At 61.0% G+C, this 12,735-nt stretch carries 12 protein-coding genes; 9 read left to right on the forward strand and 3 right to left on the reverse strand.

Annotated elements, in window-relative coordinates:
* Positions 1–18 precede the first annotated feature (18 nt).
* The 6 genes from HMPREF3009_RS10625 to HMPREF3009_RS13160 all read left to right on the forward strand — a co-directional run bounded on the left by HMPREF3009_RS10625 (position 19) and on the right by HMPREF3009_RS13160 (position 5,708).
* Positions 19–486, forward strand: a complete 468-nt coding sequence (locus HMPREF3009_RS10625; RefSeq protein WP_232761092.1) for a PepSY domain-containing protein — start codon at positions 19–21, stop codon at positions 484–486.
* Between the two features lie 88 nt (positions 487–574).
* The gene (ppk2, locus tag HMPREF3009_RS10630) at positions 575–1,465 is read left to right on the forward strand and encodes a polyphosphate kinase 2 (protein WP_070681837.1); all 891 of its coding nucleotides are present in this window, start codon (positions 575–577) and stop codon (positions 1,463–1,465) included.
* A 279-nt stretch (positions 1,466–1,744) separates the two neighbouring features.
* The gene (locus HMPREF3009_RS10635; RefSeq protein WP_232761094.1) at positions 1,745–2,701 is read left to right on the forward strand and encodes a sensor histidine kinase; all 957 of its coding nucleotides are present in this window, start codon (positions 1,745–1,747) and stop codon (positions 2,699–2,701) included.
* Positions 2,682–3,353 carry a response regulator gene (locus tag HMPREF3009_RS10640; protein WP_070546173.1) on the forward strand — a complete coding sequence of 224 codons (672 nt, stop codon included), beginning with the start codon at positions 2,682–2,684 and terminating at the stop codon, positions 3,351–3,353. The genes HMPREF3009_RS10635 and HMPREF3009_RS10640 overlap by 20 nt, the downstream gene beginning before the upstream one ends.
* An 86-nt stretch (positions 3,354–3,439) precedes the next feature.
* Complete coding sequence (locus tag HMPREF3009_RS10645) at positions 3,440–4,183, forward strand: ATP-binding cassette domain-containing protein (RefSeq protein WP_049154265.1); 744 nt, start codon at positions 3,440–3,442, stop codon at positions 4,181–4,183.
* The gene (locus HMPREF3009_RS13160; protein WP_049154263.1) at positions 4,176–5,708 is read left to right on the forward strand and encodes an ABC-2 family transporter permease; all 1,533 of its coding nucleotides are present in this window, start codon (positions 4,176–4,178) and stop codon (positions 5,706–5,708) included. Before HMPREF3009_RS10645 ends, HMPREF3009_RS13160 begins: the two co-directional genes overlap by 8 nt.
* Before the next feature lie 177 nt (positions 5,709–5,885).
* Here HMPREF3009_RS13160 and HMPREF3009_RS10660 read toward each other — a convergent pair whose 3' ends face one another.
* Both HMPREF3009_RS10660 and HMPREF3009_RS10665 read right to left on the reverse strand, forming a co-directional pair.
* Positions 5,886–7,340, reverse strand: coding sequence for a glyceraldehyde-3-phosphate dehydrogenase (locus HMPREF3009_RS10660; protein ID WP_070681845.1), 1,455 nt, complete (start codon positions 7,338–7,340; stop codon positions 5,886–5,888).
* A gap of 64 nt (positions 7,341–7,404) precedes the next feature.
* The gene (locus tag HMPREF3009_RS10665) at positions 7,405–8,388 is read right to left on the reverse strand and encodes a nitronate monooxygenase (RefSeq protein ID WP_070681848.1); all 984 of its coding nucleotides are present in this window, start codon (positions 8,386–8,388) and stop codon (positions 7,405–7,407) included.
* A 38-nt stretch (positions 8,389–8,426) separates the two neighbouring features.
* On the opposite strand from HMPREF3009_RS10665, the gene pth reads away from it, so the two are divergent.
* The 3 genes from pth to HMPREF3009_RS10680 are packed head-to-tail and all read left to right on the forward strand — an operon-like array spanning position 8,427 to position 11,662.
* Positions 8,427–9,107, forward strand: coding sequence for an aminoacyl-tRNA hydrolase (gene pth, locus HMPREF3009_RS10670; RefSeq protein ID WP_049154256.1), 681 nt, complete (start codon positions 8,427–8,429; stop codon positions 9,105–9,107).
* A gap of 41 nt (positions 9,108–9,148) precedes the next feature.
* Positions 9,149–10,006, forward strand: coding sequence for an SDR family NAD(P)-dependent oxidoreductase (locus HMPREF3009_RS10675; protein WP_049154254.1), 858 nt, complete (start codon positions 9,149–9,151; stop codon positions 10,004–10,006).
* A gap of 24 nt (positions 10,007–10,030) precedes the next feature.
* Complete coding sequence (locus HMPREF3009_RS10680) at positions 10,031–11,662, forward strand: peptide chain release factor 3 (protein ID WP_070681851.1); 1,632 nt, start codon at positions 10,031–10,033, stop codon at positions 11,660–11,662.
* Positions 11,663–11,676: 14 nt separating this feature from the next.
* Here HMPREF3009_RS10680 and HMPREF3009_RS10685 read toward each other — a convergent pair whose 3' ends face one another.
* Positions 11,677–12,546: a patatin-like phospholipase family protein gene (locus HMPREF3009_RS10685; protein WP_070681854.1), complete on the reverse strand. Its 870-nt coding sequence runs from the start codon at positions 12,544–12,546 to the stop codon at positions 11,677–11,679.
* Between the last annotated feature and the right edge of the window lie 189 nt (positions 12,547–12,735).

Below are 12,735 nucleotides of genomic sequence, written 5' to 3' on the forward strand. Positions count from 1 at the left end.
TGAGAAGGATTAGCCTCGATGACTCTTCGTTCCCGCTTCACCGCCGTCGGCATCGCGCTCTGCGCCAGCTCCGCGCTGGTGGGGTGCTCGTCGGATAAGGAGGCCGAGCCCGCCCCGACGCCGACTCCCGCGCCGGTGGAAACCGTGACGGAAACGGCCACAGCGACGGGCACGGATGCTGGCGACGATGACCGTGATGATGACCGCGACGATGATGACGCTCAGCAGCCTGCCGGCACGGCTGGTGCCGGGGCCACCGGCAACGCAGAGGGCTCCGGCATGCTCAGCGGCGATGAAGCTTTTGAGAAAGCCTTAGCCCACGCCGGCGTTGATGCCCAGGCCGTCACAGAAAAGGAAGTCGACTACGACGATGGTGACGATGGCAAGGGCCCGCACTGGGAGATTGAATTCAAGGCCAACGGCCAGGAACACGAGCTCGATGTCGACGCCGCCAGCGGCGCGGTGACGCAACACGAGGTTGACTGATCGCCAGTCTGATCCCCAGCTCCATCCCACGCACATCTCTAACCCCTGCGGTTAGGCATTTCCCCAGCTAAGAGGTAAATTTAAAGGTATGAGTTCACAGTCTAAGAAGTCTGCCACCAAGCCGCCGAAGCTAGACAAGCAAGCCTATGAGGACGAGCTCAAGCGCCTCCAAGCAGAGCTCGTCGAGATGCAGCAGTGGGTCGTTGAGACCGGCGCCCGCGTGGTCATTATCATGGAAGGCCGCGACGCCGCCGGCAAGGGTTCCGCCATCAAGCGCATTACGCAGTACCTGAACCCGCGTACTTGCCGCATCGAAGCTCTGCCCAAGCCGACTGACCGCGAGGCGGGCCAGTGGTACTTCCAGCGCTACATTGAGAAGCTGCCCACCGCAGGCGAGATCGTCATCTTCGACCGTTCCTGGTACAACCGCGCCGGCGTGGAACGCGTCATGGGCTTTTGCTCCCAGCAGGAATACGTTCGCTTCCTCCACCAGGCCCCGCTGCTGGAGCACATGCTCATCGAAGACGGCATTATCCTGCTCAAGTACTGGTTCTCCGTCTCTGACGAGGAGCAGCTCGCACGCTTTAAATCCCGTCGCAACGATCCGCTGCGCCGCTGGAAGCTCTCCCCCATGGACTTGCAGTCCATTACCCGTTGGGAAGACTACTCGCGTGCCAAGGATGAGATGTTCGTCCACACCGATACCCCGTCCTCCCCGTGGTACACGGTGGAGTCTGAGGATAAGAAGCGCTCGCGCATCAACGTGATCAACCACATCCTCAAGATGGTTCCGTACCAGCACGTGGAGCAGGACGTACCCGAGATTCCAAACCGCCCCGAGCTCGAGGCTGAATATGTCCGCCCGCCGCGCAACGACTTTGCCTACGTTCCGGATGCCGCTGCCGACTTGGAGCGTGCCAAGGTCAACGGCGACGGCAAGAAGCAGGGCAAGAAAAAGAAGGACAAAAAGAAGAAGTAGTACTTTCGACATGTACTACCATGGCCGACTATGAGCTCTTCCCGCACCGCGCGTACCTTTCTGTCCTCGGTGCATTTGGGGGACGCGCTACTCGCAGGAGTCGCGGGGCTCGTAGCGGCCTTTTATTGTGCCTTGGCATTTTCCTCCCCCGGAACGGTGGAAGTTTTCGAGGCTCTCTTGTCGCTACTGTTCATACCGCTTTTCTTAGTCTGGCGCTCGAAGCCTGTCGTGAGCGCAACAGGATTCCTAGTTCTGCTCCTGGCCTGGGCTGTCATATGGATGAACCAGCTCCCCACCAATAGCGGCCTCACCCCATGGGCGTTGACCGCCCCCATGGCCGTGTACACCACCTCGCGGTACATCACCCAGAGGCTGATTCCGCGGGTGGTTCTGTTCATCACCGTGATCGGTACCTTTATCTCCCCCTTCATGTGGCGCATCGACACTGAGACCTACCTTCTGCGCTATGAGGTCGACACACCCTTCCTTGCCATGGTGGTGGCTCACTGGGCGGTGCTGGGAAGCACGTATTTCATCGCTGCCCGGTATTTTGACCGTGATCGCCAACGGGAGATACTAGCGCGCGAGCGCTTCCACCAAGCACAAGAAGAAGAACGCCTCCTCATTGCACGGGAACTTCACGATGTCCTTGCCCATTCCCTCACCCTGATTAAGGTTCAGGCTAATGCAGGCATCATTGCAGCGACTGCGGACTCCGGCGCGGCTGAAGAAGCACTTCTTTCGATCCGCGATAATGCGGATACCGCCCTGCGCGAGGTTCGCGGAATCGTCGCTGCCTTGCGCTCACCCCGACCCACGGCTCTGGAGCCTGCTCAACAACTTGAGCACATCGAAGGAATCCTCGAAGGCTTCCGCGCTGCTGGGCTGAAAGTCGACGCAAACCTCCCAGCTGAATACGCCGTGCCGTCGTTGGTGCAGATGGCATTGGTGCGCATTACCACGGAGGGCTTGACGAATGCTCTGCGCCATCAGGGCGTCGGCACGCATGTCGTGGTTGAGCTTGTACTTGATGACGCCGCCGCGCTCACCCTCACCTCCACCAATCCTCATCCCACGCCAAGCAACGTCGCGGGCAGCGGCGTGGGCTTAGTCGGAGTGGCGGAACGAGCTCGTTCGCTTGGCGGTCGCCTCGACTATTCCGGCAATGCTCATTCCTTTTCCTTGCACGCACAGATACCGATGAAGGAGACCAAGGATGCCACACAGCAGATCTAGAATCCGCGTCTTATTGGCCGATGATCAAGCAATGCTGCTCTCAGCGTTGTCTACCATCCTCACTGCGCAAGAAGACATCGAGGTCGCGGCAACCGCTGCCACTGGGGCGGACGCCGTGACAGCAGCACTAAGCCACCACATTGATGTGGCTATCCTCGACATTCGCATGCCCGGCATGGACGGCATCGGAGCGGCTCAAGCCATACTCGAGCGCAAGCCCGAGTGCCGCATCATCATGCTCACCACATTCAATGATGAAGAACTCGTGGCGCGGTCCATCTCCGCTGGCGCCCACGGCTTCCTGCTGAAGGATGCCGACCCAGAGGTTCTTGTGACCGCCGTTCGCAACGTGGCGCAAGGAGAATCGGTGCTGGCCGCCGGGGTAACCGGCCCAGTGCTGGAGGCTTATCGCTCGGCGCTGACGCGCGAAAACCTCAGCGCCCAGGAACGCCAAGGACTCAGTCTTGTAACACGCCGCGAGATGGAAGTGCTTTCGCTCATCGCGCGTGGTGCTACAAATGCGGAGATAGCCGCCGACATGGTCATCGCAGAAACCACGGTGAAAACTCACGTCTCCGCGCTCATGTCTAAACTCGCCGCACGTGACCGAGTGGCCCTCGTTCTCTTAGCGCAGCGTGCTGGGGTTGCCTAAGCTCCTACCACGGTAGGAGGTCTGCTCGCTGAAGACCATCATGCAGGCGGATTCCTTTATGATGAGCCCCGGCGATACTGCATTTTATGAATTGCGATATCTCTTTTGAGCACATCTCGAAGTCTTTTGGTCGGCAACGAGTCCTCGATGATGTTTCCTTCCGCATCTCCCCGGGCCGCGTGCATGCGCTCCTCGGGCGCAACGGGGCAGGAAAATCGACGCTCTTTTCCATCCTCTTAGGTCTCCTGCCGCCTGACTCAGGCTCCATCAACGTGGCGGGCCAACCTTGGAACCGCAATGTGCTTCGCCGCATTGGTGCCTCAGTGAACGGGCCAGCCTTTTATGGCCATCTTTCTGCCTCGGCGAATCTTCGCGTTCACGCTCGACTTCTGGGCCTTCCTGATTCCGAGATTGACCGGGTTCTCTCCATCGCTGGGCTCAACGGCGTTGGCTCCAAGAAGGCGAAATCCTTTTCCACTGGTATGAAGGCCCGCCTGGCGTTAGCGCAAGCTCTCCTCGGCGATCCAGAGGTACTTGTTCTTGATGAGCCCCAGAATGGCCTCGATCCCCAAGGCATCAAGGAATTGCGAGAGCTACTACAACAACTAGCCGCGGCTGGGCACACCGTTATCGTCAGCTCCCACCAACTTGGAGAGGTCCTGCACCTTGCCCATGACATCACCGTCTTGGCCGAGGGCACGATTCGCTATTCCGGTTCCCTGCACGAGCTAGCTCCACGTGGTCAGTTGGAGGAGGAATTCTTCCGACTTACCTCACCTGGCCACCCCTCCCAAGCGCCTACCAACCGGGGAGGAGAGTCACGTGCCTAAGCACACTACTGATCCTCGCCCGAGTTACCTTTCAGCAGAACTACTGCGCAGCCGTGGAAGCACCTTACAGTGGTTGCCTTTACTTGCTCTACCGCTGGTCATCATGACGGTGATCTTTTCATCTATGGCATCGGTGCACAGTGATGCCACAGGCGTCTTGGCTTGGCAATCCTTATTTGTTACCGGCATGTACGCCCCACTTGTTGCGCTATTCGCTGCGGTCCCAGAACACCGTGAGGCCGTTACCCGCAGCGGCGGGACGCAGTGGAGAAACCTCAACCCGCGTCGGGAGAACGCTGTCCGGCTTCTCGGCGTCATTGCCAGCATTGCGCTCTTCCACATGCTGAACTTTGGTGGTTCCTGGCTCGCTGTCGCCATCCAGGGGCGCGAGAACCACGAGCTTATCCTCGTCGCCGGGCTTTATTCTTTCCTTGGTGCACTTGGCATTGCCGGGCTTTCCGCTGCCTGTGCCCGCCGACTGGGCTTCGCCTTTACACTGGTTGCTGCGGCCTTGTGGCAAATGCTCAGCATCCTTCCGAGCACTGTTGAATCAGGCAAGTGGTGGGCCTTTCCCCCAGCATGGCCGCAACGACTGCTTTTACGCGCATTGCGTATTCACCAGAACTCGGTGCCTCTTGAACCACACGACCCACTTCTAAGCAGCAGTCCACTACCGGCTTTCATATTGTGCGTCATCCTCGCCGTGCTCGGAGCATTAGCCGCGGTCTACACACCGCGACGATACCAGCCAATGTTCTCGCTGCGACACCGTTTCACGCGTTCTACAAAAGCCCAGGCTGACGCCGACGTGGCTGATACCACCGTGGAAAAAGCCCAAGTATGGCAGCCTACGAACCACCCACGTGCGGCGGCACAGTCCTCGCTGTGGTCTACGCTGCTAGGACTCCACCGTGCAGCTTTTAGCCCAGCGGTGTTCTCTTGCCTGATGCTCAGCATTCTGGCGCTAGGCTTTGTCGCCCTGCTCTATCCCGCTAACTACGTCGAAGGTTTCTTTTACTTCTTTCTGCTGCCGGTCGGCGCAGGTATTTTGCCTGTCCTCGTATGGCCGCGCATGTCAGATTCGTGGCCGCTGGTGTATATGGAAACACGGTTCGGCACATCCGGAATCCTCATGTGGTTTTTGTCCGTCATCGTGGCGGTTTGCGCTGCCGCATACCTGACCAGTGCACTCGCAGGTGGCGATATCGCTGCCCAGCTTCTGGCTTTCCCCCTGGCGGTTGGGGTGGGCTTTGTCATCGCGGCCGTATCACTCATACTGGTGATTCGCCTCGGCATCGTGAGTGCTATCGCCCTCACAATCGTAGGGACGATCGTCTCCATCACGTTAGGCGGCGATGTCTTGGCAGAAACCGGCCTATGGATCCTTGCCTTCCCCGCCTGGCCTTTGGTTGCGTACTCACCTTTGCGCTATGCCGTCGCTGTGATGTTGGCCGCAGTGCTCGGTGTGGCTGCAACATTGCGCGCACGGCATTTACTCCATACTCGAGCGCTATCTTCCCGCTAAACCGACCAATCTGACGAAAGTCGCCCGGATTTTTCAATCTCAGCCCCTACTTTTGGCAAATCGGGCAGTTGCGTGTTTGAAACATCCTGGCAAAGCTAGGTCGCAAACCAGAGCAGGCCCTCAAAACAGCAACACCGCCCGCGCCATGCAGCGCGGGCGGTGTTCTTGTTCTAGCTCTTAGAGTTCAGAAACATCGACGCGCTTCGGGTATACCACCGGGCGAGCACCGGCGATTTCCTCAACGATGCGGATGACCTGGTTGGAGTAGCCGAACTCGTTGTCGTACCACACGTAGAGCACGAGGTGCTTGCCGGAGGAGATGGTGGCGAGACCATCGACCACACCAGCGTGGGTAGAGCCCACGAAGTCAGAGGACACAACTTCCGGGGAGGCAATGTAGGAGATCTGCTGGCGCAGGTCGGAGTGCAGGGACACGTTGCGCAGGAAGTCATTGACCTCGTCGCGGTCAGCTTCCTTCTCCAGCTCGAGGTTGAGCACGGCCATGGAAACGTCCGGGGTGGGAACGCGGATGGCGTTACCGGTGAGCTTGCCCTCAAACTCCGGCAGCGCCTTGGACACAGCCTTGGCTGCACCGGTCTCCGTGAGCACCATGTTCAGGCCAGCTGCGCGGCCGCGGCGGTCACCCTTGTGGAAGTTATCGATGAGGTTCTGGTCATTGGTGAAGGAGTGGGCGGTCTCCACGTGGCCGTGAACCACACCGTAGCGGTCGTTGATGACCTTGAGCACCGGGGTGATGCCGTTGGTGGTGCAGGATGCGGCGGAGAGGATCTGGTCGGAGTCCTCGATGTCGCCGTGGTTGATGCCGTAGACGATGTTCTTCAGGTCGCCCTTGCCCGGAGCGGTGAGCAGCACGCGAGCCACACCCTTGGACTGCAGGTGCTGGGACAGGCCCTCGCGGTCGCGCCACACACCGGTGTTGTCGACGACGATGGCGTTGTCGATGCCGTACTTGGTGTAGTCAATGTCCGCCGGGTCATTGGCGTAGATCATCTGGATCTTCGTGCCGTTGGCCCAGATGACCTCGTTCTCCTCATCAACAGCGATGGTGCCGTTGAAGGCACCGTGGACGGAGTCGCGGCGCAGGAGGGAGGCACGCTTGAAGATATCCATGTCGCCCTTCTTGCGCACGACGATGGCGCGCAGGCGCACGCCGCCGTAGGCAGCCTCGCGGGCAATGAGGATGCGGGCCAGCAGGCGGCCGATGCGACCGAAGCCGTAGAGGACGACGTCGGTGGATTCCTTGTCCACACCAGCGCCGACGAGATCCACGAGGGTCTCCTCGAGGTAGTTGCGCAGGTTATCGGAGCCGGACTCCTCGAAGCCGGTAGCCAGACGTCCCAGGTCAATGGAGGCGGTGCCCAGGTTCATCGAGCACAGTTCCTTGAGAATAGGCAGGGTCTCTGCGGTGGAAAGCTCGCGCTCAGCAATGCGGCGGGCGTAGCGGTGCGCCTTGATGATGTCGATGTCAGTCACGCCGATGAGCAGGCGGCCGTAGATCGAGGTGACAACGTTGTTGTTGCGGTGCAGCTGGTGGATGAGCGGGATCATCTCTTGGGCCAACTCCAGGCGCTCGTTCCAATCCTCGTGCCCAATGTGCGCGTTCGAAGTCACGTGCTTTGTATCCTTTACTCGTCAAAAAGGGTGTAAAACTCTGTCCATCCGTAAATATTAACCGTTATTCATGCCCGTTTGGGTGTAGTTGAGCGAGGATCTCCGCCACACTACCCCCGCCAAGTTTCATTACATCGACACCTACGAGGCAATAGTCCACGTCCGCGTCAAGCTGGGCGCGACGAGGTTTCAGTAGCGCGTTGAGGTAGGGGTAGACCAAAGGCAGGTCCGGGTGTGCCCGCGTGTAGGCGGTCTCCAGCCCGCGGGCGTAGCGCCCAGAGAACGCGCGGGTGGACACCGTCTGGCCACCGCGGCGCAGAAGGCCACGGTTGTGTTCACTCGTCCCCGCTTCCTCGGAGAGCAGGAAGGCGGAACCACAGCTGACTGCTTTTACCCCCGGCCAGGCCAGGGCCGTGGCAACATCTTCCGCCGTGCGCAGACCACCCGCGGCAATGAGCGGAAGGTCCGTGACCTGGTGGACCGCCGCGACGAGTTCCTCGAGAGGGCGCTGATCGGGTTCCGCACTCGGGTCCCACACACCACGGTGCCCGCCAGCTTCAGGGCCCTGCACGCACAACACATCGATGCCGCGGGCGGCCGCGGCCTGCGCCTCCTCGGGGTTGGTGACCGTGGTCCACGCCTCTGCCCCAGCGTCATGGATGCGCGCGACCTCGTCCTCGCTAAAGACGCCGAACATCGACCACAGCACCGCTGCCCCACCCTCCAGCGCGGCGTCGAGCTTGTCCTGCCAGCCGAAGTTGAGGGAGACGTCGCCAAGCACGGCGCCCTCTTCGGCGGCGAGGGACTGCGCAGCGGCGAGTTCCGTTTCGGTCAGTGCGCGCTGCGGGTGAAAGATATTGACCCCGAAGCGCGAGCCAGCACACGCAGCGATGGCCTCCCGTGCGGCGTCGACGGAGCAGATTCCCAGCCCCAGCGCACTGAAGGAACCGGCGGCGTCGGCGGCGGCCACTAGTTCAGGCGTGGTGGGCCCGCCCGCCATCGGAGCAGGTAGGACAGGGCAAGTGATAGTCTCAAGAAGTTGACTCATGGTTACCCAGCCTAAAGAAAACCATCAAGGAAGTAGTTGTGTCTGCCATCCGTGACTTTTTCACCCGCCTCTTTGGCCGCGCCGGCGAAGCACCGAATAAGAAAACACAGAAGGCCGCCGCCTCCGGACTTAACCCCTCGGATTTAAGCGCCGAGTGGCTCATCGTGGGTTTGGGTAATCCCGGCGCGAAATACGCCGCGACCCGCCACAATGTGGGGTACATGGCCGTGGATGATCTCCTCGCCGAATCTGGTGACATGCTCGAGCCTGTCACCGGACACCAACTCAGCGCGGCACAGCTCGAGCTTGGGGGCACGAAGGTCGTAGCGCTGCGCTCACACACCTACATGAACCTCTCTGGCGATCCCATCGCCCCGTTGGCCACGCTGCTGGGCGTTGCGGCAGAGAACATCATCGTCATCCACGATGAGCTCGACCTGCCCGCCGGCAAGGTGCGCATTAAGAAGGGCGGCAACGAAAACGGCCACAACGGCCTTAAGTCACTGAGCGAGCGCTTGGGCACGCGCGATTACCTGCGCGTGCGCATCGGTATCGGGCGCCCACCCAAGGGTGGTTCCATCCCGGATTGGGTGCTCGCGCCTGTCGACGCCAGCGCTGAGCTCGATTCCACCATCGCCACCGCCGCCGAGGCCGCACGTCTCATCGTGGCTGAGGGTCTCAACAAGGCCCAGCAGGAAATCCATTCCCGGACGAAATAACCCCCGGCGCGACCACGCTCAACGTCCTACACTGTCCAAGTATGAGCCGCACGAGCCAGAGCCTGCCATTGAATAACGACCCGAAAACTATCGTCATCACCGGAGCCTCTGACGGCGTGGGCGCGGCCGCTGCCCGTATCCTTCACCAGCGCCGCCCGCAGGATTCGCTCGTGCTCGTGGGCCGCAACCCGGAGAAGACGCAGGCTGTGGCTGAGGAGATCGGAGCCGACTTTCATGTGGCCGATTATGAGTCTTTGGGCCAGGTGCGCCGGCTCGCCGAGGAGCTGAGCCAATACCCGCGGATCGACGCCTTGGGCAATAATGCCGGCGGAATGTTCGACGGCCCTTTCGCCACCGCCGATGGTTTCGAGCGCACGTGGCAGATCAACGTTGTGGCGCCTTTTCTTCTGACCTCCTTGCTGCGCGATACGCTGCGGGCCAGCAACGCCACCGTGGTGCAGACCGCCTCGTTGGCCAACATGCTGTATTCCTCTTTCGACCCCGGTGACCCGAATACTTTTGAAAAATTCACGGCGGAGCGCGCCTATGGCAACGCCAAGTTGGGCGATATCCTGCTGACCCGCTACCTCGCCTCCCACGGGCTGACCTCCGTGGCCTTCCACCCGGGGATATTGAATACTGGTTTCGGGCATAACTCAACGAGCAGGACGAGCAAGCTCTATTCGACCACTGCGGCTCAATACGTCTTGGGCAAGGCGGACAAGGGTGGGGAGAACTTGGCCTACTTCCTCAGCGGCACACCGGGCATCCATTTCGACTCCGGCGAGTATTACAACCAGAAGCGCAAGCCAGGCCTGCAGCGGCCGATTGCGAAGAAGCTCTCCGTGGCCCGGCGCATCTTTGATGATCTGGGCCGCCAGCTCAATGTGGAGTGGTAACAGGCAGCGGCTAAACTAGCCCGCATGAGTATTGCCTCCGAAGCTTCCCGCCGCCGCACATTCGCAGTCATCGCCCACCCGGATGCTGGTAAGTCCACGCTGACGGAGGCGCTGGCGCTCCACGCGCACGTCATCAACGAGGCCGGCGCGGTGCACGGCAAGGGCAACCGCAAGTCCACGGTTTCTGACTGGATGGAGATGGAGAAGGAACGCGGTATTTCCGTGGCCTCCTCCGCGCTGCAGTTCGAGTACGCGCCCGAGGGCCACGAGGGCGAGCCCTACATGATCAACCTGGTGGATACCCCGGGCCACGCGGACTTCTCGGAGGATACCTACCGCGTGCTCACGGCGGTGGATGCTGCCGTGATGCTTATCGACGCCGCCAAGGGCCTCGAGCCCCAGACCCTCAAGCTCTTCCGCGTGTGCAAGGCCCGCGGCCTGCCGATCATCACGGTGATCAACAAGTGGGACCGCGTGGGCCGTGAGCCGCTGGAGCTTGTCGACGAAATCGTCAACGAAATCCAGCTGCAGCCCACCCCACTGTACTGGCCGGTGGGTATCGCCGGCGACTTCCGCGGCTTGGCCCACATCAACAATGACGGCGAGGCCGATGAGTACGTGCACTTCCTGCGCACCGCCGGTGGTTCCACCATCGCCCCGGAGGAGCACTACGCGCCTGAGGAAGCCGCCGCGAAGGAAGAGGACGCCTGGGAAACAGCCGTGGAGGAGGCAGAGCTGCTGGCTGCGGACGGCGCCCTGCACGACCAAGAGCTCTTCGAGCAATGCGTGACCTCCCCGCTCATCTTCGCCTCCGCGATGCTGAACTTCGGCGTGCACCAGATTCTGGATACCCTGTGCGCCATCGCCCCGGCTCCGCGCTCCCGCGATTCGGATCCGCAGGCCATCGAGGCCGCCACCTCCGCTATCGATGAGGTCCGTGAGGTCACCGATGAGTTCTCAGGTGTCATCTTCAAGGTGCAGGCGGGCATGGACCGCAAGCACCGCGATAACTTGGCCTTCATGCGCGTGGTCTCCGGTGAATTTGAGCGCGGCATGCAGGTCAACCACGCACAGTCTGGCCGCAGCTTCTCCACTAAGTATGCGCTGACGGTCTTTGGCCGCACGCGTGACACCGTGGACACGGCGTACCCGGGTGACATCGTCGGCTTGGTCAACGCCGGTTCCTTGGCTCCCGGTGACACGATTTACACCGGCAAGAAGGTCCAGTTCAAGCCCATGCCGCAGTTCGCACCGGAGTCCTTCCGCATCCTGCGCGCGAAGTCTTTGGGTGATTACAAGGCCTTCCGCAAGGGCCTGGACCAACTGGCGGCGGAGGGCGTGGTCCAGATCCTGCGCAACGATACGCGCGGCGATGCCGCCCCCGTCATGGCCGCGGTCGGCCCCATGCAGTTCGAGGTCATGCAGGCCCGCATGGAGGTCGAATACAACGTGGAGACCATCACTGAACCCATCCCCTACTCGGTGGCGCGCCGTACCGACGCTGAGTCCGCGCCCGAGCTGGGCCGCCAGCGCGGCGTGGAGATCTTCACCCGCACCGATGGCGAACTCATCGCTCTGTTTGGCGATAAGTGGAAGCTGGCCTTCATTGAGAAGGAGCACCCGGAGCTGACCATCGAAACACTCGTGGCGGATTAGGCACAGCGTTTCCCTTAACTGCTGAGAAATTCCTTCCACGCCGGCCATTCCGCATAGGTCTGCGCGCGCCCAGCTTCATAGTTCGCGCGCAGCTTAGTCACCGAGCGCTCGGTCGAAGCCACCTGCATATCCTCTGGGAAGAAAAGCTGTGCACGCCCCTCCTTTTCCAGCTCCAGAAGCCGGTCCTTGGAGGCGTTGTACCGGGGCGGCCGGGCAATCATTGACTCCGCCACGGCAGGGTACTTTCGGAAGATTCGTCGCAGCGCCGCGGGCCGCCCTACCTCAGGCCGCACGTAGCCACGCGGTTTCGACCCCAGGAACAGGAACTTCTCAAACCCGGCCTTCTCCGCCTGCTCGATGAGGATGCCACCGGATTCCCCCATCGCACCGTCGACGTACGGTGCGCCATCGATAACACGCATCGGCATGATCAGCGGCAAGGTCGAGGAGGCGCGCACGCGCACCATCAGGTCCTCTTGTGTCTTTATGTCTTCGCGCCCCCAGTACACGCTCTCCCCGGTATCGGCGCGCGCGGCGGAAATACACATCTGCGCCGGATTGGCCTGAAATGTTTCCCAGTCAAAGGGCATATCCTGATCGGCGGCCTTCTCATAGATGAACTCCGCATTGAAGTAGCCGCTACCGCGCAGCAGCGAACCCAGGCCACCGAAGCTGGGGTTCTTGGCAAAATCCACGAAGGACTCTTCCGAGCGACTCGCGTCGCGGGAGAGGAAGTTCACGGTGTGCGAGGAGCCCGCGGAAACACCTCCAACCCAGCCAAATTCCACCTCCTCCTGCAGAAGTTTGACGATGCACGCGGCGGTATAGGAATTGCGCATGCCGCCGCCTTCAATGACGAGTGCTGTATCTTTCGCGTCAATCACAGTGCCCGATGGTACCCCCGCGCTAGGATCGCGCCATGGGATTGTTTTCTGCGGTTAAGAATGTCGTCGACAAGCTTGGCGGCTCCAGCACTGTCCGTTTGGCCTCCCCGGATCCCCACGCCGTCGAGGTTTCTTTAGATCATCTTTCCGTGCACACCGCGAGCGGCCTCATCATCCTGGTTACCCCCC

It is taken from the genome of Corynebacterium sp. HMSC034H07, from assembly GCF_001815175.1.
Lineage (GTDB): Bacteria > Actinomycetota > Actinomycetes > Mycobacteriales > Mycobacteriaceae > Corynebacterium > Corynebacterium hiratae.